15 protein-coding genes are annotated in these 22,806 nt (G+C 41.8%); 14 read left to right on the top strand and 1 reads right to left on the bottom strand.

The annotated features are described in order from the left end of the window. The first annotated feature begins 31 nt into the window (after nt 1-31). From DBR40_RS22130 to DBR40_RS22080, 11 genes are all read left to right on the top strand, one after another. Entirely contained in the window at nt 32-1,144 is a 1,113-nt protein-coding gene (locus tag DBR40_RS22130; protein WP_233603957.1) for a glycosyl hydrolase, read from the top strand. Nucleotides 1,145-1,277: 133 nt separating this feature from the next. Then, on the top strand, nt 1,278-4,481 hold the full coding sequence (locus DBR40_RS22125; RefSeq protein WP_124561909.1) for a SusC/RagA family TonB-linked outer membrane protein: 3,204 nt from the start codon (nt 1,278-1,280) through the stop codon (nt 4,479-4,481). Nucleotide 4,482: 1 nt separating this feature from the next. Then, a complete protein-coding gene (locus DBR40_RS22120) occupies nt 4,483-6,405 on the top strand; it encodes a RagB/SusD family nutrient uptake outer membrane protein (protein WP_233603956.1) in 1,923 nt (640 codons plus the stop codon). Between the two features lie 12 nt (nt 6,406-6,417). After that, nucleotides 6,418-7,119, top strand: coding sequence for a DUF3823 domain-containing protein (locus DBR40_RS22115; protein ID WP_124561908.1), 702 nt, complete (start codon nt 6,418-6,420; stop codon nt 7,117-7,119). Between the two features lie 78 nt (nt 7,120-7,197). Next, nucleotides 7,198-8,175, top strand: a complete 978-nt coding sequence (locus DBR40_RS22110; RefSeq protein ID WP_233603955.1) for a glycoside hydrolase family 43 protein — start codon at nt 7,198-7,200, stop codon at nt 8,173-8,175. A gap of 111 nt (nt 8,176-8,286) precedes the next feature. Then, nucleotides 8,287-9,312, top strand: coding sequence for a family 43 glycosylhydrolase (locus DBR40_RS22105; protein WP_199748412.1), 1,026 nt, complete (start codon nt 8,287-8,289; stop codon nt 9,310-9,312). A 20-nt stretch (nt 9,313-9,332) separates the two neighbouring features. After that, nucleotides 9,333-10,412 (top strand): cellulase family glycosylhydrolase, encoded by a 1,080-nt coding sequence (locus DBR40_RS22100; RefSeq protein ID WP_124561907.1) that lies wholly within the window; start codon nt 9,333-9,335, stop codon nt 10,410-10,412. Nucleotides 10,413-10,475: 63 nt separating this feature from the next. After that, nucleotides 10,476-12,323 carry a glycoside hydrolase family 2 protein gene (locus DBR40_RS22095; protein WP_124561906.1) on the top strand — a complete coding sequence of 616 codons (1,848 nt, stop codon included), beginning with the start codon at nt 10,476-10,478 and terminating at the stop codon, nt 12,321-12,323. A 308-nt stretch (nt 12,324-12,631) separates the two neighbouring features. Further along, the gene (locus DBR40_RS22090; RefSeq protein ID WP_158674112.1) at nt 12,632-14,098 is read left to right on the top strand and encodes a WG repeat-containing protein; all 1,467 of its coding nucleotides are present in this window, start codon (nt 12,632-12,634) and stop codon (nt 14,096-14,098) included. A gap of 25 nt (nt 14,099-14,123) precedes the next feature. After that, nucleotides 14,124-15,440: a hypothetical protein gene (locus tag DBR40_RS22085; protein WP_124561904.1), complete on the top strand. Its 1,317-nt coding sequence runs from the start codon at nt 14,124-14,126 to the stop codon at nt 15,438-15,440. A 144-nt stretch (nt 15,441-15,584) separates the two neighbouring features. Then, complete coding sequence (locus tag DBR40_RS22080; RefSeq protein WP_124561903.1) at nt 15,585-16,133, top strand: GNAT family N-acetyltransferase; 549 nt, start codon at nt 15,585-15,587, stop codon at nt 16,131-16,133. A gap of 354 nt (nt 16,134-16,487) precedes the next feature. Here DBR40_RS22080 and pepE read toward each other — a convergent pair whose 3' ends face one another. Continuing rightward, complete coding sequence (gene pepE / locus DBR40_RS22075) at nt 16,488-17,183, bottom strand: dipeptidase PepE (protein WP_233603954.1); 696 nt, start codon at nt 17,181-17,183, stop codon at nt 16,488-16,490. Nucleotides 17,184-17,484: 301 nt separating this feature from the next. On the opposite strand from pepE, the gene DBR40_RS22070 reads away from it, so the two are divergent. The 3 genes from DBR40_RS22070 to DBR40_RS22060 all read left to right on the top strand — a co-directional run bounded on the left by DBR40_RS22070 (nt 17,485) and on the right by DBR40_RS22060 (nt 22,806). Next, the gene (locus DBR40_RS22070; RefSeq protein WP_124561902.1) at nt 17,485-18,063 is read left to right on the top strand and encodes an RNA polymerase sigma-70 factor; all 579 of its coding nucleotides are present in this window, start codon (nt 17,485-17,487) and stop codon (nt 18,061-18,063) included. Nucleotides 18,064-18,164: 101 nt separating this feature from the next. Next, nucleotides 18,165-19,334: a FecR family protein gene (locus DBR40_RS22065; RefSeq protein ID WP_124561901.1), complete on the top strand. Its 1,170-nt coding sequence runs from the start codon at nt 18,165-18,167 to the stop codon at nt 19,332-19,334. A 154-nt stretch (nt 19,335-19,488) separates the two neighbouring features. After that, nucleotides 19,489-22,806: a TonB-dependent receptor gene (locus DBR40_RS22060; RefSeq protein WP_124561900.1), complete on the top strand. Its 3,318-nt coding sequence runs from the start codon at nt 19,489-19,491 to the stop codon at nt 22,804-22,806.

Here is a 22,806-nt window from a genome sequence, read left to right as displayed (position 1 = left end):
AAATATTAAAGCTTTAAGCAGCTGTTTAAAAATGAATAAAAAATTCACAGGTCTATCAGGTGGCTGGGGACACCCACCTCTAGCGAGTGCTAATGGACGGTGTCTCCACCGCCTATTTGATATTTCGCAGAAATTTAAACAGTTTCTAAGTTTAGCTATCCTGCTCATTTTATCGCTTTCAGCCGCCGCACAACAGCTGCGCATTGCACCATCACCGCTATACCGCGATCCGGTTTATGATGGTGCTGCCGATCCGGTTATGGTGTATAACCATGCCGAAAAAAGCTGGTGGATACTTTATACCCAGCGCAGGGCCAATGCCCAAACCAGCGATGTGGCCTATTGTTACGGCACGAATATCGGCGTAGCCACAAGTATCGATAACGGGAAAACCTTTGTATATAAAGGTGCACTCGACCTGGATTTCGAACCGGGCGTAAATACCTTTTGGGCACCAGATGTAATTTATGAAAAAGGTGTGTACCACATGTACCTGGCTTATATTGAGGGGGTACGCAACCATTGGGGCGGTACCGCAAAAATAGCGCACTACACCAGTAAAAATCTGTGGAAATGGAAATACAAAGGCTTTATCTCCCTTAATTCTGACCATGTTATCGACCCTACTTTGTTAAAGATGCCTGATGGTAAGTGGCACATGTGGTATAAAGATAGTTCGAAAGGCAGCATTACCATGACTGCCGAAAGCAATGATTTACAACACTGGACTGCACAAACCGAGCCCGCTATTGGCGGGGCACCACACGAAGGCGCCAAAGCTTTCTTTTTTAAAAACTGGTACTGGATGATTACCGACGAGTGGCATGGACAGCGCGTTTACCGCTCAAAAGATGGCAAAAGCTGGGAAAAACAAGGATTGGTGCTTGATGTGCCTGGCCACAGGCTGGAGGATACCCCCACAGGTGCGCATGCCGATGTACAGGTAATCGGTAATAAGGCTTATATCTTTTATTTTACCCACCCCGGAAGAAAAGTACATTTCGAGGGCACGCTTGATGCTGATGGCGCATTTTCTTACTCGAACAAGCGTACATCGATACATGTAGCCGAACTCGAATTTAAAGATGGTACACTGGTTTGCGACCGCGATAAACCATTTGATTTCTATTTACCAGCTTACTAAATCGATAAAACGAGACAAATTGCAGAAAGATTGATACAAAGTGCTAGCCCACCCCGTGCATAAAAAGCCAACCTTTGAATAGGTAAACGGCGTACAAGCCTTTATCACAAACTAACCAAATTACTAAACCTTTATGAAAAGAAGTCTACTCTCTTCTGGCAGCATAGTCTGCCGCGATTGGTACTTGCTTCAAAAGTTGTTTTTGAAACGCAAAGTCCATGCAGTTATTTTCGCCTCATTTGCCCTGATTTTACTTTCATTGCAGCTCCGGGCACAGGAGACAGCTACCGTTACCGGTACCGTAACCGACGAGAAGGGCGAAACCGTTGTTGGCGCAAGTATAAAAATTAAGGGTACCAATACAGGCGCTACTACCGATGGCGATGGTAAGTATAAAATTCAGGTGGCGGATAAAAATGCAACACTGATTTTTATTTATGTGGGCTATGTTAACCAGGAAGTTGCCCTTGCCGGACGTTCGCAGGTTAACGTTAAACTGAAGCCTTCCAACAACGATCTTTCGGAAGTGATTGTGGTAGGTTACAACACGCAGAAGAAAGAAGCCATTACCGGTGCCATTTCCTCCATCAGCAGTAAAGATTTGGAAAAAGTACATGGCGGTTCTACCGTAAGCACAGGGCTTGCAGGTAAATTACCAGGAGTATCGTTCCGTATGCCGGATGGAAGACCGGGGGCATCGGCCAATATTCAGATCCGTAATATGGGTAACCCTTTGTATGTAATTGACGGGATTCAGCAGGATGCGGGCCAGTTCAATAACATTTCACCAAACGATATCGAATCGATCAGTGTATTAAAAGATGCATCGGCAGCTATTTATGGTAGCCGCGCAGCTAACGGGGTAATTTTAGTAACCACCAAAAGAGGTAAAAACGATACCCGCAATACTTTTAGTGTTGATGCCTACACCGGCTGGCAAAACTGGGTACGCTTTCCTGAAACCACAGATGCTTACCAGTGGATGCTGGGTAAAGCAACTGCCGAAATGAACCAAAACGGTTCAACTACAATTACCCAGGCCGAGCTCGATAAATGGAAAGCAGGTACTGAATATGGTTACCAAAGCCAGAATTGGAAAGATATTATTATTGCACCCAATGCACCACAAACTTCGGTTAATTTAAGTGCATCGGGTGGTACCGATAGGGTAAATTATTATTTCTCGGCTACCCGCTTAGATCAGAAAGGGGTGTACGGAACTGCGCGTGAATTCGAATTTAACCGTACCAATATCCAAAGTAATATTGAAGCTAAAATTACCAACCGCTTTAAAGTAGGGATGTTAATTAATGGTCGTATCGAAAGCCGCGATCAGCCTGGTGTACCCGGTGGCGATGATTACTGGGCAGCACGTTTTGCCCTATTGCGTAACCGCCCAACCGAGCAGGCTTATGCCAATGGTAACCCGAATTATCCGAATGATATTGGCCACAACACCGAGCAGTTTGCTGTACAAAGTAAAGCTTTAACCGGCTACTGGAAATCAGACTGGCGCGTATTGCAAACCAATTTATCGGCCACCTATGATACCCCGATAAAAGGACTGGAAATAAAAGGTTTATATTCTTACTACATTGCCGATAATATCATCAACGGACATGAGTACACCTATAATGTGTACACTTACCACCCTGAAAGTGGTGTTTACGAAGAAAAAGTAGGTAGTTCGAATCCTTACCGCGAGCGTAGGAATGAAAAAGTTTATACCAATACCTACCAGATTCAGGCCAATTATAACCGCACTTTTGGCAAGCATACCGTAGGAGGCGTGTTGGTAGCTGAGCGTTTAGATCGTTTCAGAACCTACACCTTCCAGCATGCGGTACCACAAACCAATGTTTTACCGGTATTGCAGTTTGCCGATATGGACGGACAGGATTTTGTAGACCTACAGGAAGAGCAGGCCCGGGTTGGTTACGTAGCCAGATTAAACTACAATTACGATAATAAATATTACCTGGAGCTATCTGGACGTAGAGATGCTTCCTGGAGGTTTGCACCAGACAGGCGCGTGGGGTATTTCCCTTCTGCATCAATCGGATGGAGAATTACGCAGGAAAAATTTATTAAATCCTTTTTGGGCGAAAGCAAGATCCTGAACGATTTGAAACTACGCGCTTCTTATGGTCAGCTTGGGGATGATGATACAGGTATTGATCCTTTTGCCTGGATTCCTGGTTATAGATATAATCAGGGTACTGTTATCCTCGATGGTAAAAACATCACTACCTCAAGATATAAGGGGCCTGTAATTAATAACATTAGCTGGTTTAAAAGCAAAATCACTGATATTGGGATAGATTTTCTGATGTTTAACAGCAAGCTATCCGGAACTGCAGATTATTTCTACAGAAAACGTACTGGTTTGCCAGATATAAAAAATGACGTTATAGTTCCTATCGAACTGGGTTATCCTCAAAATGCAGAAAATCTGAACAGTGATGCACAGTTTGGAGGTGAGTTCTCTCTAAATTACAGAGATAAAATCGGTGAATTTAATTATAATGTTGGCGGAAATTTTTCTATCAGCAGAAAAAAAATGGTGGATATATATAAGCCACGTTTTGGTAATTCATGGGAAAATTACAGAAGTAACAATACCAACAGATATACTGATATATTTTGGGGCTACGAAGTAACAGGGCAATTCCAAAGTATTGATGAGATCAATAACTATAAAGTGAATATTGACGGAAAAGGAAACCGTTCTTTATTGCCGGGCGATTTAATTTACAAAGATCAGAATGGTGATGGCATTATCGATGGACTTGATGAAAGGCCAATCGGTTATACTACTGCCGGACAACCCAATATTGGTTTTGGTTTCACCCTGGGTGGTTCTTACAAAAACTTCGATTTTACAGCAGATTTCTCGGGTGGCGCCATGTACTCTTGGAACCAGAACTGGGAGCAGCGCTGGGCTTTCCAGAACGGAGGAGCATTATTGCAGAACTTTGCTGATGACAGCTGGCACCGTACTGATCCTTTTAACCTGAACAGCCCTTGGGTAGCAGGTAAATATCCGGCACTTCGCTTCAACGATCGCGACCACAGCAACAATAACCGTAACTCAACTTTCTGGCTGCACAATGTACGCTACTTAAGGGCGCGTACACTGGAGCTGGGTTATACGCTTCCAAAAAGATGGGCCGAAAAAATCAAGATCCAGAATGCTCGGGTATATGTAAACGGATATAACCTTTTCTCTATCGATAACCTAAAAGATTATGGTGTAGACCCTGAAATTGCTGATGATAATGGATTGCAATACCCACAAAACAAGTTTTTTAACATCGGTATTAAATTAACGTTGTAACATGAAAAAGACCAGTCAGATGAAAAAATATATATACGCATTTGTGGCCATAGCCTGTTTAAGCTTTGGGCAGTCATGCAAAAAAGATTCAGAATTTTTAGATAAACAACCTACCAGTACCTTGTCGGTTGAAGCGATATGGAAAGACCCTAATCTGGTGCTTACAGTACTTGGCGATTTGTACGATCGTTATCCGGATTTTCAACGCATCGAATCGTGGTGGCTCTTTGCCGATTTCGACGAAGGCTTTGCCTCGGCTGGTGGCGATTATTTCCGTCACCAGAATTTAGAATATGGCTACGATGCCTGGAGATATTGGGATATAGAGGTTTATAAACTAATTAATAATCTGAACTTATTTATTAAGAGTGGTCAGGAAGCGGCAGCTTTGAAACCAGCAGACCGCGACCGTTTCCTTGCCGAAGCACGATTTATCAGGGCAGGGGTATACTTCGAAATGGTGAAACGTATGGGCGGGGTACCACTGATTACTGTTCCCCTGGAATACGATTATAGCGGCAACCCCGGCTATCTGCAATATCCAAGGGCAAAAGAAGCCGAAATTTATGATTTCGTAATTGCCGAACTGGAAGCCGTTAAAACGATACTACCTGATGATGCGACCGAAAAAAGCAGAGCTACCAAAGCTGCCGCCCTGGCTATGGAAACCAGAGCAGCACTCTATGCTGGCTCTATAGCCAAATACAGCAATTCGCAGTTAAGCTTGCCAGGTGGCGAAGTGGGTATTTCTTCAACCTTAGCCAATGGTTATTTTACCAAAGCATTAAATGCAGCCAAGCAAATTATCGATGGCGGTAAGTATTCGCTTTACCAAAAGAACCCGAACCTGTCTGATAATTTCGCGGCACTGTTTACCGATAAAGGCAGCAATCCTGAAGTAATATTTGCAAAAGATTTTAAATTGAAAACCAACAAAGTACACGGTTTTACGATCGATAACCAACCCCGCTCTTCAGCAGAAGAAGCTCAGGGCGGCAGATTAAATCCATCATTAAACCTGGTTCAGTCTTTCGAAAAGCTGGATAACAGCTATGCTTCACTGGCTTCGGTTGATGCAGGCGGAAATCCGGTTTACTATACCAATATCACTGATATTTTTGCAGGTCGCGATGCGCGTTTGGCAGGTACGGTAATCCTTCCCGGAACGCAGTTTAAAGGTAAAACAGTTGATATCTGGGCAGGTTACCAGTTAGCCAACGGAACCATCATTACCGGTGATAATTTCGGACAGATGAAGGATAAAGTTTTGCCTGATAACCCGGCATCGGTGCAGGTAGTGGGAAAAGACGGGCCTGTAGATGGTTTGGAATTCAGTGCACAATCAGGCTTTTATGTGCGTAAATATTTAGATCCGGCAACAGGTTCAGGGCAGATTGGTACCCGTAGCGATGTATGGTGGATCCGTTACCGTTATGCCGAAGTATTGTTAAATGCAGCAGAAGCCGCTTTTGAATTGGGGGATTTAGGTGCAGCAGCGGGTTATATTAAACCAGTAAGAGACCGTGCCGGATTAACCACCGCTTTAACCCCGGCGCAGATTACTTTTGATAGAATTGTGCACGAGCGTAAAGTAGAATTTGCTTTTGAAGGACAACAGCTTTGGGATATGAAACGCTGGAGACTGGCCGATAAAGTGTGGAACGGCAACAACATGTCGGCCGCCGATTTTACCAACGCCACCAATATTGGTAGTGTAACGCGTACCAGCACCCAGGTTTTTGGTTTATGGCCTTATAAATATTACAACCCGGGCAATGCCAACCACTTAAAGTATGTTTTTAAAGTAATTAAACCCAGCCGCGTTACAGCAGCACATCGTTTCCGCATTGGTAACTATTATTCTTCAATAGCGCAGGATGTATTAAACGGTAATCCAAAAATTATCAGAAACCCTAATCAATAATCAGATACAGATATGAAAAATAGATTTTATTTCATAGCAGGGGCAATTATAGCCGTATTATTCTCCGCTTGTAAAAAAGATAATTACGATGCACCTCAGGCCGATTTTACAGGCAGGATTGTGTACAAAGGAGAGCCCATTAATGTACAATATGGTCAGGTAAATTTCGAACTCTGGCAGTCGGGCTTTGGTAACTATTCAGCACTTAATGTAAATGTAAACCAGGAGGGAGGCTATTCGGCCAAACTATTTGATGGTAATTATAAACTTGTTTTTTCGGCAAACCAGGGACCTTTTTTATGGAAAAAGAATACTGCGGGCAAGCAAGATACCATTGCGGTGAACATTAGTGGCAGCAAAACCATGGATATTGAAGTAACGCCTTATTACATGATCCGTGGCGCAACCTTAACCGCTGCTTCGGGCAAGGTAAATGGTTTCTGCAAGCTCGAAAAAATTATTACCGATGCCAATGCAAAAGATGTAGAAAGCGTATCGCTTTACATCAATAAAACACAGTTTGTAGATGGTGGTAATAATATTGCCGTGCAGGAGCTTAGAGGTGCAGCCATTGCTGATTTGAATAACCTGAATACAAGTGTAACCATACCTGCAATTGTACCTGCACAAAACTATGTTTTTGCAAGAATTGGGGTAAAAATTGCAGGGGTAGACGATTTGATTTTCACACCGGTAGCTAAAATTACCTATTAATAACCATCAGCAGGCATATGGAACTAAAACCCTATGCCTGCCTTTATTCATTGTCTTAGTTAAACTAATTTAACCATTTTGAAATACCGCTCCATACTTTTTATGTTGTGCCTGTTTGTATGGGCTCAGCTGGCCCATGCCCAGCAAAAGCCGCTGGACGGGAAGCATATTTACCTGGCCGATCCCACTATCTTTTTCGATAATGGCACTTATTACCTGTACGGTACCAGTGGCGAAGAAGGTTTTTTGGTATACCAGTCAACCGATCTTAAAAACTGGACAGGCCCTGCGGGGAACAAAAATGGCTATGCCCTGAAAAAAGGCGATGCCTTTGGCACTAAAGGTTTTTGGGCGCCACAGGTTTTTAAGCGGAGCAATACCTATTACATGGCTTATACTGCCGATGAGCAGATCGCCATCGCACAAAGCAACAGCCCTTTGGGGCCTTTTAAACAAGCAATGTTAAAGGAAATTTCGGGTAACGGAAAACAGATCGATCCATTTTTGTTTACCGATAGTGATGGCAAAAATTACCTCTATCATGTTCGGTTAGACCGGGGTAACCGCATATTTGTAGCTGAAATGAAAGCCGATTTTTCGGATATTATTCCAGGTACACTTAAAGCATGTATATCGGGAACTGAAAACTGGGAGAATACGGCTAAAACAGACTGGCCGGTTACCGAAGGACCAACCGTGCTGAAAAAGAACAATCTCTATTACCTGTTTTACTCGGCAAATGATTTTAGGAATCCCGATTATGCAGTTGGTTATGCCACTTCAAAATCGCCGTTTGGCCCATGGACCAAATACAATGGAAACCCCATCATCAGCAAAGCGAATATTAAACAGAACGGTACCGGACATGGCGATTTTCTGGTCGATGCCAAAGGTAATTTACAGTATGTATTCCACATTCATTATGCTGATCAAAAAGTATCGCCACGGGCAACAGTTATTGTAGCCGCAAAATTTGTGAAAGGGAAAGATGGAAATGCGGCAATGCAGATCGATCCGAAAACTTTCAGGTGGTTAACGCTACAAGCCGGGCAGTAAAATGATCGGTTTTGTAGAAAAATTGAAACAATAAGGGGCATCCGGAAAAAAGAAAATCGCTTTTTTAGCGTCTGGGAATTTAACCGGAAAATGCCTAACCAAATATAGGGTATGATTAAAAAATATTACTTAGTTTTTGCAGGTCTGTTACTGGCATTAGCCACTCAGGCACAAAATTTTTCCAATCCATTATTGCCTTCCGGGGCCGACCCATATAATTTTTATAAGGACGGCTATTATTACTATACCCATACCTCGGGCAACCGTATTGATTTATGGAAAAGCAAAAGCATTGAAGGTTTAAAAGATGCTGAACGGAAAAACATTTGGAAAGCACCTGCCGGAACCCCGTACAGCAAAGAAATATGGGCACCCGAAGTGATGTTTTTAAGAGGGAAATGGTACGCCTATTTTGCTGCCGATGATGGCAAAAACGATAATCACCGCATGTACGTGCTCGAAAATGCTTCGGCCGATCCCATGCAGGGCGAATGGGTTTTTAAAGGAAAAATAGCCGATGCTACTGATAAATGGGCAATAGATGGCGATGTAATCGACTTTAAGGGCCAGCTGTATATGATTTGGTCGGGTTGGGAAGGCGATACCAACGGCAAACAGGAAATCTTTATTGCCAAACTAAAAAATCCCTGGACAGTAGATGGACCAAGGGTTAAAATATCGTCACCAAAATTTAGCTGGGAAAAAAATGGTGATTTAGGCGGAGGCGAACATGTAGATGTGAACGAGGGACCACAATTTTTGCCACACGGCGATAAACTATTTATCATTTACTCAGCCAGTGGCTGCTGGACGGATTTTTACGCCTTAGGCATGCTTACCGCATCGGCCAAAAGGAATTTGCTCGATCCGGCTTCCTGGAAAAAAACAGAAAAGGCAGTATTTGAGCGATCGGTAGAAAATGGTGTATATGCTCCCGGGCACAACTCTTTTTTCAAATCGCCCGATGGTAAACAAGATTGGATCCTGTACCATGCTAATGATAAACCGGGGCAAGGCTGTGGAGGTTTCCGCTCACCTAGGGCACAACAGTTTAGCTGGAATGTAGATGGTACACCGAATTTCGGCACACCTTTAAAAACAGGTGTGCAGCTGGCAGCACCCTCAGTTAAAAAGTAAAATAATCAGATATAATCCCAATGAACTTAAAAAACTATCTTCTTCCTTTTGCCTTTGCGCTTTGTTTAAGCACAGGCTATGCGCAGAAAGACAAAAAAGCGGCCGAACCCGCAAAAGTGTGGTCGGTTGAGAAAGCCAATGCCTGGTACAAAGAGCACAAATGGCTTACCGGCGCAAATTATATACCGGCCAATGCCATTAACCAGCTCGAAATGTGGCAGGCCGATACCTTTTCGCCAGCGGTAATTGATAAAGAGCTGGGCTGGGCCGAAAGCATAGGCTTTAACACCCTGCGCGTATTTTTATACAGCAAGGCCTGGAGCCAGGATCCTGAGGGTTTTAAAAAGCGGATGGATCAGTTTTTAACCATTACGCAAAAGCATGGCATTCAACCTATGTTTGTGTTTTTCGACGATTGCTGGAACAAAACTTCCGCTATTGGTAAACAATCCGAGCCAAAAACAGGTGTTCACAATTCAGGCTGGCTGCAAGATCCAGGAGATCCGGCTTTTAAAGAAGAAGCCAATTTTCCTCTGCTTGAAAAGTATGTGAAAGATGTACTAACGCATTTCGCTCACGACAAACGCATTTTGCTATGGGATTTGTATAACGAACCCGGAAATAGTGGTAAACTCGAGGCAACCATTCCGTTGTTAACCAAAACGATTGGCTGGGCACGCGAGGTAAATCCCGATCAGCCGATCAGCATCGGGCTATGGAGCTGGGGTTTCGAAAAACTAAACGAAATACAGCTGGCCAATTCAGATATCGTTACTTACCATAACTACGAAGCACCAGACTGGCACCAGAGAACCATCGATTTGTTAAAAGCAAGCGGCAGGCCCTTAATCTGTACCGAATACATGGCTCGCCCGCGTAACAGCCGTTTTTCGAACATTCTGCCTATGCTTAAAGCAGAAAACGTTGGCGCTATTAACTGGGGTTTTGCAGCCGGTAAAACCAATACCAAATATGCCTGGGATACCCCACTGGCCGATGGTTCAGATCCGGTTGAGTGGTTTCACGAAATTTTTCAGCCAGATGGCACGCCTTACCGCCTGGATGAAGTAAACCTGATTAAAAAATTAAACAACAAATAAACAGATCATACAGGGCTGAGAATCCAAATTGTTATCTGTAATAAACACCAATTGAAACCAAAAATGAAAAAAACGTCTATTTTATTTACACTGTTGGGGCTTTCGCTCTCACTTTCTGCGCAGCAGGCCAGTAAACCATGGTCTGCTGTTAAGGGAAAAATATCGTCGCCCTGGGCCGATGAGGTTAATCCTGCTGCCGTGCTTCCGGAGTATCCGCGTCCGCAGTTTGAGCGTAGCGGAAACTGGAAAAACCTAAACGGCTTATGGGATTATGCCATTGCCGAAAAATCGCAACGCCCTGCCATTAACCAGGGTAAAATTCTGGTTCCCTTTGCTGTAGAAGCTTCGCTTTCGGGCGTTGGTAAAACTGTTGGTAAAGATAGCTTGCTTTGGTATAAAACTTCTTTTACCATTCCATCGAACATGAAAGGGAAAGATATTTTACTGCATTTTGGTGCGGTAGACTGGCGTGCAACTGTAAGTGTTAATGGTAAAGAAGTAGGTAAACACGAAGGTGGTTTTGATCCTTTTAGCTTTAATATTACCCCTTTCTTAAATAAAAGCGGCAACCAAACGCTAACTGTTGAGGTATGGGACCCCACTGACGAAGGCCCACAGCCAAGAGGTAAACAGGTTAAACGGCCAGAAGGTATCTGGTACACCCCGGTTACCGGAATCTGGCAAACGGTATGGGTAGAAGCGGTAAACAAGGCGCATATCGATCACATTAAAATTACACCTAATATCGATCAAAAGGCTGTTGAAGTAAGTTCATTTGTAGAAAATGCAAATGCCGGCGATCAGGTTAAAATTTCGGCCTGGGATGGCAACAATAAAGTAGCCGAACAAACTACCGATGCCAAAGGAACAGTAAGCTTAAAGATCGAAAACCCCAAATTATGGAGCCCCGATAGTCCGTTTTTATATGATTTGAAAATCGAACTGCTTTCAAAAAACAAAAAGGTAGATGAGGTGAAAAGTTACTTCGCCATGCGTAAAATTTCGATGGGTAAAGATGCGAGTGGGATTGAACGTATGTTGTTAAACAATGCTTTCCTGTTTCAGTACGGTCCATTAGATCAGGGCTGGTGGCCGGATGGATTGTACACTGCCCCAACCGATAAAGCTTTGAAATTTGATGTTGATAAGACTAAGGAAATGGGCTTTAACATGATTAGAAAGCACATTAAGGTAGAGCCTGCACGTTGGTATTATTACTGCGATAAAGCAGGTATGCTGGTTTGGCAGGATATGCCAAGTGGCGATTTAGGCAACAGGTGGGAAAACCGCCCGGGGGTGTTAGATCATCAAACCGACCAGAAAAGAAGTCCCGAATCAGAAGGTTACTACAAAAAAGAATGGAATGCAATTATGGAAAAACTGCATAATGTACCTTCAATTGTAGTGTGGACACCATTTAACGAAGCCTGGGGACAATTTAAAACGGTAGAAATTGCCAAATGGACAAAAGAGAAAGATCCTTCGCGCCTGGTAAATACGGCCAGCGGTGGTAACTTTTTCCCGGTTGGCGATATCATCGACTTGCACAATTATCCACATCCGGCTATGCCTAGTCCCGATTATTTTGGAAAAGACTATGTACTGGTATTGGGCGAATTTGGTGGTTTGGGTTTACCAATTGATGGCCATGTTTGGCAACAAAAAAATAATTGGGGTTACCAGAGCTTTAAAAACAAAACCGATCTGTTTAAAAAGTATTCAGAATTTGTAAACCGCCTTGGCGAACTTATCAAAGTGGGTTTATCGGCAGGGGTTTATACCCAAACAACTGATGTGGAGGTAGAAACCAATGGTCTTATGACCTACGACCGTAAAGTGGTGAAGTTTCCGGAAGCAGAAATAAAAGCGCTGCACGATAAGTTGTATCAGATTAAGGTGCCGGTAAAATAACCTGCCTGTTTTAGCATAGTTAACCAGTTTAATGAGCCCGGTATTTTTATATCGGGCTTATTTTGTTTTAAGGTTTTTTAATATCATGGCAAGCTTTACAAATACCCTTAATTGGGGATATGAGATTTAAAAAGACAGCAGTATTTTTGGTTGATTTAAAAAAATGTAAGCTGGCTTGTTAAAAGGCAATCGTACTTATACTCGCATCGGTAAGCTTTACCGCTGTGGTTAAGAAATGTTCGTTAACCAGGCCAACTTGTTTGTAAAGAAATAACTGAATGAATTCCGCGATAAATCCCGCTCTTTTTATGAAAAACCTAATTACTGCTTTCCTTTTTTTGATTGCTACTTCTTTTTTTGCCCAGGCGCAGCAGCTTACACCTTTTAACGAGAAAGGATTAATCGGCTTTAAAGATATCACCGGCCGCGTGGTGGTTGCACCTAAATACGATTACTCCTCCGACTTTAGCGAAGGCCTGGCTTTGGTTGAGCTGAATAATACTAACGGATATATTAACAATAAAGGCCAGGAAGTGATTAAGCTTAAATACTATGGAGGGTATAGTTTTCAAAATGGCCTGGCAGTAGTATATAATTACCGCCTTAAATATGGAATTATCGACACAAAGGGAAACGAAATTGTTCCATTAAAATACGATCGGATAGGGGGAATTTCTGATGGGGTAAGGGTTTTTGAGCTGAATAAGAAGTTTGGGCTAATGGATAAAAACGGAAAAGAACTGTTTATAACCCCATACGATCGGATTTCTGGATTTGCAAATGGACTTGCCTTGATAACCCAGGATAAAAAAATGGGTTATATGGATAAATTTGGCAAGATCGTTATTCCGGCTGTTTACGATGATGCTACATTTTTCCTTGGCGCTAATGCCTTTGTAGAGAAGGAAAGTGAAATTTATATGATTGATACTAAGGGTAATATCATTAAAACCTTACCATACGATAAACTGGGGTTCATCGGAGAGAAAGCTGTAAATGTTAAATTAAACGGGAAAACAGGAAGATTGAACGCATCGGGGAAAGAAATTATTCCACCGGTGTACGATGGGATTGGAAGGTTTAATGCTAATGGACAAGCCACCTTTACTGCCAATAAAAAAAAGGGGCTTATTGATCTCAACGGAAGAATATTAATTCCTGCAGCGTATGACGAACTTTCTTCTTTCGGCCGGGCAAGATATCAGGCTGCCCAGGATGGGAAAGAGATGATCCTGGATACACTTGGCAACCAGGTTTCTCCAAACAAATACGAAAAAATAGGTTATGATAGCGAGGGGCTCTCCTTAATGGTAACCAATGGTAAATATGGTTTTTTGGATAGAGAAGGAAAGGAAGCAATAGCGCCCAAATATCAATTCGTAGGCGATTTTTATTACGGAATGGCCAGGGTTAAATTAAATAATTTATGGGGTTTTATCGATAAAAACGAAAGAGTAGTCATTCCTATCCAATATACCTTTGTTACAGGAATGATTTTGTATCATGCGAAAATAAGGGTTGGTGAAAAGTGGGGGATGATAAACGATAAAGGTAAAGTGGTTATTGAACCAGTTTATAGTGATCTCGGTATTTTTACAGAAGGAAGGGTAAAGGTTAAAATAGACGGAAAGTGGGGCTTTTTGGATGAAGAAGGAAAGTTAGTGGTTCAAAACCTATACGCTGAAGTAGAAGATTTTGACGAGGGAAGAGCCATTGTAACACTCGGTGATAAAAAAATTAAAATTGATAAAAACGGGAAACAAGTAGAAAACTAAGCCAATTACATTTAAGCCAAAAACCATGAATAGATGCCTTAAATATTCGATTAATTTATTACCTCTGGTAATGTTACTATGCAGCAGTATAGCCTCATATTCCCAATCGCGCACGCAAATTGCCGCACAGTTAAGCAAGCTAATTAACAATTCCACTTATTCAGACGAACTTCAGTATTACAATAATACTATCGATGCAAACTGCAATACCCTAACCCATAGTTTTGATACTTTTCAATCGGTAACTTTTACGCGTACCGAAAAGTTTGCCCGGGTGAGCAGTACTTACCGAAATATTCCCTGGAAAAATCTGCAGAGCATTACACATGAGAAAATCAGTACTTCGGCGGTATATCTGTTTTTTGCTGAGCCCATTGTGCAAAGTCGTAAGCTTACCTACGGAAACTATTTTAAAAACAAGTACACTGATGGTACTACCGAGCGTAGCGTAAGGAGTATTCAGCTGCATATCAAAAATACTGATCTGTTGGTATTTGAAACCCTTTGTTATAAATTAAAATTAGCAGATTCTGCACAAAATTTGCAGGCAGTAGCCCCGATAAAAACATTGCCACAGACACTGTTTAGCCAGAAAGTATTGCCCCCATCTAAAAATGAGGCACAGGGAATCATATTCGATTCTACAACTGGTTATAAATGTGGCCCACAGGAATGGCCTTCTTATTGGTGCAAATTTTTTAAACTTGGTGCAATAGACATTTCAAACATGGGATCGGATGAAATGAAGGCGAAATCGCTGGAAATGCAAGCCTATTGGAATAAATACTGCTATAGTTTTACCACAGGAGACTGGCGGGGAATTACTGGTGGAAGCATTACTACATTATTGGATATTAATAACGATACCGGCAGCAGTGATGCTTTCGGGCTCATCGCTTACAGGGTAAAAGGCAATGTAAATTTTTTAAATCCTTTTAATGGCAAAAACTATTTTGATAATTTATATGCCAGTTACGGTAAAAAAGAACATTATGTAGAGTATGAGAAAGAGGAAGTTCAGCGGGAGTGGGAATATTTGCAGAGCCGTGCAAAAAGGTGGGGTACCAAATCATCAGCTTACATGCTACAGCAATATAAATACAACGCCCAGGCGCATCAGGAACTGATTGAAGCCATTCTATGTAACACTCAAGGTGAAGGTGTTTTTGCGGGTTTAAAGAGCAATCCGGCACAGTACCTTTTACAAGTTTACAATGTAGGGATAAGAAATTTTGAAGAGGCTGTATTTTTATTCGAGTCTAGTTTTAAAACCCAAATATCATCGGCAGATAAAACTGCATTCCGTCAAAACCTTAAATACCAGCAGGTACTTTGGGATTAAGTTTTTCGGATTATTGTGATAATGTCCAGTGTTTTTAGAACCGCTCTGTTAGGTGCTTTGGTGTGAACGCGAATAGTGAAAAAATCCCTATCTTCATGCTCAATCATAATCTGGAATGCCGCAAGACTTCCAAAAATTAATTAGATGAAACCATTCGATTTTTCCACCTTCCCGATATTAGAAACGGATAGATTTACACTTCGCAGGCTCTTACTAACAGATGCGGCCGAAATTTACGAACTCCGTTCGGATGTGGAAGTAGCTGTCTTAACCGGAAAAGCACCCTATCAGAGTTTAAATGATGCCACTGCCTATATCAACAAGATCGACAACCTCGTTAATAACAACGAATCGATATACTGGGTTATTGCCGAGCAGGAAACCGGTCCAATGATTGGGGCGGTTTGCCTTTGGGATTTCAATCCTGAAACCAGGACTATTGAAATGGGTTACGAACTGCTTCGGGCGTTTCAGGGAAAAGGTATTATGTTGGAGGTAATCCCGCGTATACTTAACTATGCATTTGAAGTAATGGGGGTGCAAACCATTGTAGCCTTTCCATCCAGCGACAATCCCCCATCTATAAAACTGCTGGAAAGGCTTGGCTTTGATCTGGTTCAGGAAGATCATAAAAATACACATCAAGGCGTACCTGGAATGCTTACCTATACATTTTCTGCTCCTGAATCCTGATTTGATTGTTGTTACCACTTCGGTTGGTGAGGACATAAACCGATAGAATTACTCACCTAGGTTGATAAATCAATTGTTTGTCAGTCTGAGCGTTAATTTATTGGATAAAAATCAATATTAGTAACAGCCTCTCCGGGTTGTTATTTCGAACGTAGTGCAACGTAGTCGAGAACCACGCAGTGCTAAGCGAAGCTAAATCTGCCTCTTAGATTTCTCCCCGCCTGTAAGGGCAGGCATTCCGCTGCCAGTGAAAAACCGGCTTGCTCCAGTCGAAATGACGATTCTTTCTATAGGGTCTGTCAATGGTAGCGGAGTCGAAGACCTATTCGCTATTACTGCTGTGACACGACCAAATTATAACAAGCTACCTTCCGGCAGTTCGTACGGCAATTTACCTGGTTCAAAAATGCGGGTAAGCTGAGTGCCTTCAACCGTAATTTTATCGCCTTTTCTTCTAATCCAGTTCCCTTCTCTGAGGCCAACTACCTTAATGTTGTTTTGGGTTAAAAACTCTTTTATACGCGTTTCCCTAGTTTCGCCATTGTGTTTCAGTGTAGGGTCTGGGTCGAGGTAATGCGGATTAAGATTAAAAGGAACCAATCCCATACATTCGAATGAGGCTGGATAAACAATCGGCATATCGTTGGTAGTTTTCATATTTACGCCACCAATATTACTTCCTGCACTGCAGCCTAGGTAAGGTTTACCACTTTCTACATTCGATTTTAATGCTTGCATCAGACCTGCCTCGTGCAGGGTTTTCACCAACAGAAAAGTGTTGCCACCTCCGGTGAAAAATCCCTTCGCTGCATTAATAGCCTCTGCATGATCTTCAAATTCGTGTAATCCTTTAGCTTTAATGCCAATGGTTTCGAAAAAATCGATAGCTTTCTGGGTGTAATCATCGTGAGAAATACCACCCGGCCGGGCAAAGGGGATAAAAATGATTTCGTCGATACCTTGATATAAATCGATAATCTCTGCTTTTAAATAAGCCAGGTATTCACCACCAAATAGGGTAGAGGTTGAGGCAAGGATAATATTCATCATATACTTAAATGTAGAAAAGCACGATAAACTTCTCGTGTTTTTTGTCAAAATTAATTAATCATTCCTGTTTTGGTTAAAATAGGATGAAAATTAAATTATTCAAAACATTTAATCACCCTTTAGCGTGTATATGCTTTAACGCGCTACAGAGGTTAATTAATAATTGTGGTTGTTAATTAGAGAAATTATTTACCTTACCTGGCCTAAAGCTGTGGGTTTGCAAACCAGGCTAATAAAAATGGTGTAACATTTGGGTTATGTTTATTTGTAATTTTTATTAATTTAGTTTTAAGAATACCAAATGCCAGTCTATCCAACACCACATCAAGATGAGTTGATTTCCAGATTAAAATGTGGTGATGAGCTCGCATTCAATCAAATTTACAATAGCTACTGGAAACAGCTCTACTACACCGCCTTTACTATTTTACAAGATGAAGAAGGTGCGCTGGATGCCATACAGGAAGTGTTTGTGAGCTTATGGCAGCGTAAACATGACCTCAACATTGTAACCCTTAAAGCTTATCTCCACCAGGCGGTACGTTTTACCGTACTTAAGGCTATAAGGGCACAAAAAACTGATCAGGAATTTTATAAAAGACTGGCTAAAATCACTACTGAAATTATTATAGAACAGCCCATGCTTTTTAAGGAGCAAAAAAGCCTGATAGAAGGGTTGATTGATAGCCTCCCTGCCGATTGTAAAGCCATTTTTTTAATGAGCCGCGAAGAAGAAATGACCTATAAGCAAATTGCCGCTAAACTCGAAATTTCTGAAAAAACTGTCGAGAAAAAAATGTCCAAATCGCTTAAAATCATTCGCGAAGGCTTAAACCTCGAAATGTGTCTTTTTATAATTGCCGCTTATCATTTGTTTTGATTTTATAGTGCTGTTTTACAGTATTTTATCTTTTTTAGTCTCTCAATTATCCATTTTGCTGTAGGGTCTTCTTCACTTTTGGGTACTTATTAATTCGAGACATGGAAAAAGAACAATTTTTAATCCTGATAGATAAATATGTTAATGGGCAGGCTACCGAAAATGAAATACTTTTGGTTGAAGCATATTATTCGAAGTTGAAAGGAATATCAGAAGTTGGTGAACAGGAAATAGAAAATGAAAAATACCTTAAAGAAACGCTGTTTAAACAGATTATCGAGCAGATCGGAACCGGATCTATCGATACAGCAACAGGCATTAAAAGGGGTAGACGGATAAGCCTCTGGTGGCTCAGTGCTGCGGCTTTAATCCTGGTTATATTCAGCATTGGTATTATGCTTTACAAGGCTAATAAAACTACTCAGGCAGTAGCTGTTGATTATGCAGCGTTGATTGAACCTGGTGGAAATAAAGCCGTTTTAACTTTGGCCAACGGTAAAAAAGTTATTCTGGATAATGTTTCAAGCGGAGCAATAGCCGAACAAAACGGCATTCAAATCAAAAAGAAAGAGAACGGAACCCTGGAGTATGTTCAGCTTGCAGTTACTTCTTCCAATAACCCATTGCAAAATGTATTCAATACCATTGAAACGCCGAGGGGGGGGCAGTATAAAATTATATTAGACGATGGTACCACTGTTTGGCTCAATGCAGCATCTTCTTTAAGGTATCCCTTACATTTTAACGGCAACGAGAGAAGGGTTGAGTTAACAGGAGAAGGTTACTTTGAAGTGGCGCACTTAAAAACTAAACCATTTATTGTAGTAACCGGCAAGCAGGAAGTAGAAGTTTTGGGTACCCATTTCAATATTAATGCCTATCCGGATGAAGAGGATGTTAAAACCACCTTGTTGGAGGGCAGCGTAAAGGTAAAAAGCCTGCAGGATAAAAGCCAGTCGAAATACCTTAAACCAGGCGAACAGTCGGTGTTGAACAACAACAATTGGCTGGTAAAACCGGTTGATGCCGCTACACAGGTAGACTGGAAAAACGGCCGTTTCATTTTTAAGGATGAAGAGCTTAAAAGTGTAATGCGCAAATTGGCCCGATGGTATGATATTGAAGTGGACTATACACAGCCGGTAGAAAATTTGAATTTTAGCGGTAAAATTTCGAGATCGAAAACCTTAAAAGATGTACTCAGGATATTAACACGCACAAATGATGTAACCTTTAAAGTAAAAGAAAGGAGGGTTACAGTTATGCCATAATTTACGATATGGACAAGCTGTAAAAAGCCGGAAGTGCTGAAGACACTCCCGGTTAGCATTCAGTTTGTCTGCTCCAAAATATTTTTCAGAATACTATCAACCAAACACAATGGTCCGGAAACGGAGCATTTAACAACTTAAACTAATCAAATGTATGAAATTTTACGATCTTAATTCGTACTGGAATTCCTGTGCGAAAAATAAAGTTCTGCTAACCATGAAACTTACTGTTTTACTTCTCTTTGGCCTGGTTTTTCAGGTGTGTGCAAATGGCTACGCGCAAAACAAGATTACCCTTGCAGAAAAGAATATTTCTTTAGAAGAGGTATTAGACAAGATCAGTCAGCAAAGCGGATTGGATATCTTTTACAACGCCAACAGGATAAAAAGGATAAACAATATCTCCATTAATGTTAAAGAGGCTTCCTTAGCCGCCGTTTTAGATAAATGTTTTATCGGTTTGCCCTTAACCTATACCATTGAAGCCTCAACCATTGTAATCCGCGATCGCAGCGAGTTAAAGTATACAACCTTTAACCGTCAGTTTGCCGATGTGCGGGGCCGTGTAGTAGATGAAGCTGGCCAGGGTTTGCCCGGCGCAACCATAAAAGTAAAAGAGAGTTCTACTGCGGTAGTGAGTGGCAACAATGGCGAGTTCGTGCTGAAAAATGTTCAGGATGGAGCCATTTTGCAGGTGTCGTTTGTAAGTTACCAGACACAGGAAATAAAGGCCAATCTGAAAGCCGAAATGTTGATTCAGCTCATTGCCGAGTCGGGAAGCCTGAACGAGGTAGTCGTTACCGGTTTTGGGCAAACCCAAAAAAAAGTAAGCGTAACCGCAGCCATATCTACCGTTCAAACCAGGGAATTAAAGCAAAGCCCGGTTTCAAATTTAAGTAATGCCTTAGCTGGCCGTTTACCCGGATTAACAACTATTCAGTCATCAGGTACTCCGGGTTCAGACGGATCGGCTATTTACATCCGTGGTATTGGTACCTACGGCGCTAGCAGAAGCCCCTTAATTGTAATTGATGGTTTACCACGCGGAGATGCCAACTTTGGCGATATTGATGTGAATGAAGTTGCTTCAATTAGTATATTAAAAGATGCTGCGGCAACCTCATTATACGGTATACAAGGTGCCAACGGTGTAATTCTGGTAACCACTAAACGCGGAAAAATTGGCAAAACCAATATTCAGTTTAATGGACAGTATGGTTTGCAGACACCGCAACGCTTGCCCGAACGTTTCAGCAGTTTACAAAAAGCAACTTTAGATAATCAGGGCTCCGTTAACGATGGTAGTAACCCTATCTGGACAGATAAAGAGATTGAACTTTTTAGAAGCAAAGCTGACCCCTACACCTATCCTGATGTAAACTGGTACGATGTAATTTTCGAACCCAATACCCCTCAGCAACAATACAACGCCAACATGAGTGGCGGTAACAGTAGCGTAAAATATTTTGTTTCATTAGGCTACCTTAATCAGGGTACGCTTTTTAAAGGGGCGAATGATAATAAATATAGTGTGTCTCAAAAATACGACCGCTATAATTTTCGCTCTAATATTGATATTACGGCAACGGATATGATGAATGTACGGCTTGACCTGGCTTCGAGAATTGAGCAACGAACCGGACCCGGGCCAGGTTATGGTACTGTATTTAGCTGGGTAAACCTGATGCAAAACTATACCACACCTGTTTTTAACCCCAATGGTACTTATGGTGCAGGGCGGATTACCGCACCTGATGTATGGAACCCACTGGGTGCCATAAAAGAAAGCGGTTATTATGATAATTTCTGGAACAGCACCAACGGTACCATTGAAATAAACCATAGACTCGATTTTATTACAAAAGGGTTAAATGCCAAAGGTTTGTATACTTTCGAAAATTATGGCGCCATCAATTACGGTCAAAACCAGCAATTTACGGCTTTCCGCTATCGTAAAGATCCCGTAAGCGGAGCAGAAACCTATACACCATTTACCCAACAAACCTCACTTTCAAAATCATCGGGCACTTCGGCTACCCGTTATTACTACTATAACCTGCAGCTCAACTACGATCGCTCGTTTGGTAAACACACATTTTCTGGTCTGGCTTTATTTAATCGCAACTATACTTCTGTTACAGGCGATTTACCCCGGGCTTATGAAGGTTTTGTAGGCAGGGCAGCATATAATTACGATGCAAAATATTTTGCAGAATTTAATATGGGCTATAATGGTTCTGAAAATTTCCCCAAAGGTAAACGTTACGGCTTTTTTCCAGCGGTTTCTGCAGGTTGGGTAATTTCTGCCGAATCCTGGTACAATATCAAAGCCATGAATTACCTTAAGCTTCGGGGATCATTCGGTTACGTGGGTAACGATAACATTGGTGGATCGAGATGGCTCTTCATTTCCGATTACAGCAGGGGCGGAGGCTTCGATTTTGGAACTTCTCCAACCACATCAGGAGGTTACAATGTAAACCGTACAGGTAACCCCAATATTACCTGGGAAAAAGCGCAAAAATCGAACATCGGTTTAGAAACAGGTTTCTTTAATAATGCGCTTAAGCTGGATGTAGATGTATTTAGGGAAAATAGAACCAATATCCTCACTACGCCACAAACTATCCCAACTTATTTGGGTATTGCAGGTCTTTCGGCCATTAATGTGGGTAAAGTATTAAACCAGGGTTTCGAGGCTTCTTTAAACTTTAACACCAATGTAGATAAGGTTAATATTTTCGGATACATCAACTGGACTTACAATAAAAACAAAATACTTGCCCGAGATGAGCCCAATTTAGCTTATCCATACCAAGCTTTAACCGGGCTTCCTGTAGGCTATCAGTTAGGTTATATTGCCGAAGGTTTGTTTAAAGATCAGGGCGAAATAGATGCATCGCCGAAACAGAGCTTTGCAGGTAGGGTTATTCCGGGTGATATCCGTTACCGCGATATGAATGGCGACCGTGTAATCAATGAAAACGATCGTGTAGCCATTCAGGTAAGTAATTTTCCAAACAATACTTTCGGGGCTTCGCTAGGGGCATCGTGGAAAGGAATCGATTTAAGTGTTTTGATGCAGGGCGCTTTAAGCGGTAAAACCAATGTACCTTATCTTGGGCCGGCAAGGCTTGATGATGTTTGGACACCAGCAACAGCCAGTACAGCAACTTACCCTACGGTGCATTACAGCTTAGCGGGTGGACAAAATAATTCGCAGCTAAGTACTTTCTTTATTTACAGTTCCGATTACCTAAAACTTAAAAATTTAGAACTAGGCTACACATTTCCTACCCGAACACTTGCAAAAATTAAAATAAGCTCGCTACGGATATTTGCCAACGGATTAAACCTGGCCACCTGGGATAAACTGCCTTACAAGGATTACGATCCGGAACAAACTGCAAACGGAACCGCATTGTACCCAACCATGAAAGTATACAATGTGGGTGTATCGATGAATTTCTAA

Source organism: Pedobacter sp. KBW01 (genome assembly GCF_003852395.1).
Classification (GTDB): domain Bacteria; phylum Bacteroidota; class Bacteroidia; order Sphingobacteriales; family Sphingobacteriaceae; genus Pedobacter.
This window is presented reverse-complemented; position numbering and strand designations above follow the sequence as displayed.

What these genes read in the sequence shown, in the direction of transcription:
- DBR40_RS22070 (WP_124561902.1), top strand. Translation starts at nt 17,485, where the DNA reads ATGCCAGTCTATCCAACACCACATCAAGATGAGTTGATTTCCAGATTA.
- DBR40_RS22095 (WP_124561906.1), top strand. Translation starts at nt 10,476, where the DNA reads ATGAAAAAAACGTCTATTTTATTTACACTGTTGGGGCTTTCGCTCTCA.
- DBR40_RS22125 (WP_124561909.1), top strand. Translation starts at nt 1,278, where the DNA reads ATGAAAAGAAGTCTACTCTCTTCTGGCAGCATAGTCTGCCGCGATTGG.
- DBR40_RS22115 (WP_124561908.1), top strand. Translation starts at nt 6,418, where the DNA reads ATGAAAAATAGATTTTATTTCATAGCAGGGGCAATTATAGCCGTATTA.
- DBR40_RS22130 (WP_233603957.1), top strand. Translation starts at nt 32, where the DNA reads ATGAATAAAAAATTCACAGGTCTATCAGGTGGCTGGGGACACCCACCT.
- pepE (WP_233603954.1), bottom strand. Translation starts at nt 17,183, where the DNA reads ATGATGAATATTATCCTTGCCTCAACCTCTACCCTATTTGGTGGTGAA.
- DBR40_RS22105 (WP_199748412.1), top strand. Translation starts at nt 8,287, where the DNA reads ATGATTAAAAAATATTACTTAGTTTTTGCAGGTCTGTTACTGGCATTA.
- DBR40_RS22120 (WP_233603956.1), top strand. Translation starts at nt 4,483, where the DNA reads ATGAAAAAGACCAGTCAGATGAAAAAATATATATACGCATTTGTGGCC.
- DBR40_RS22080 (WP_124561903.1), top strand. Translation starts at nt 15,585, where the DNA reads ATGAAACCATTCGATTTTTCCACCTTCCCGATATTAGAAACGGATAGA.
- DBR40_RS22085 (WP_124561904.1), top strand. Translation starts at nt 14,124, where the DNA reads ATGAATAGATGCCTTAAATATTCGATTAATTTATTACCTCTGGTAATG.
- DBR40_RS22060 (WP_124561900.1), top strand. Translation starts at nt 19,489, where the DNA reads ATGAAATTTTACGATCTTAATTCGTACTGGAATTCCTGTGCGAAAAAT.
- DBR40_RS22090 (WP_158674112.1), top strand. Translation starts at nt 12,632, where the DNA reads ATGAAAAACCTAATTACTGCTTTCCTTTTTTTGATTGCTACTTCTTTT.
- DBR40_RS22065 (WP_124561901.1), top strand. Translation starts at nt 18,165, where the DNA reads ATGGAAAAAGAACAATTTTTAATCCTGATAGATAAATATGTTAATGGG.
- DBR40_RS22100 (WP_124561907.1), top strand. Translation starts at nt 9,333, where the DNA reads ATGAACTTAAAAAACTATCTTCTTCCTTTTGCCTTTGCGCTTTGTTTA.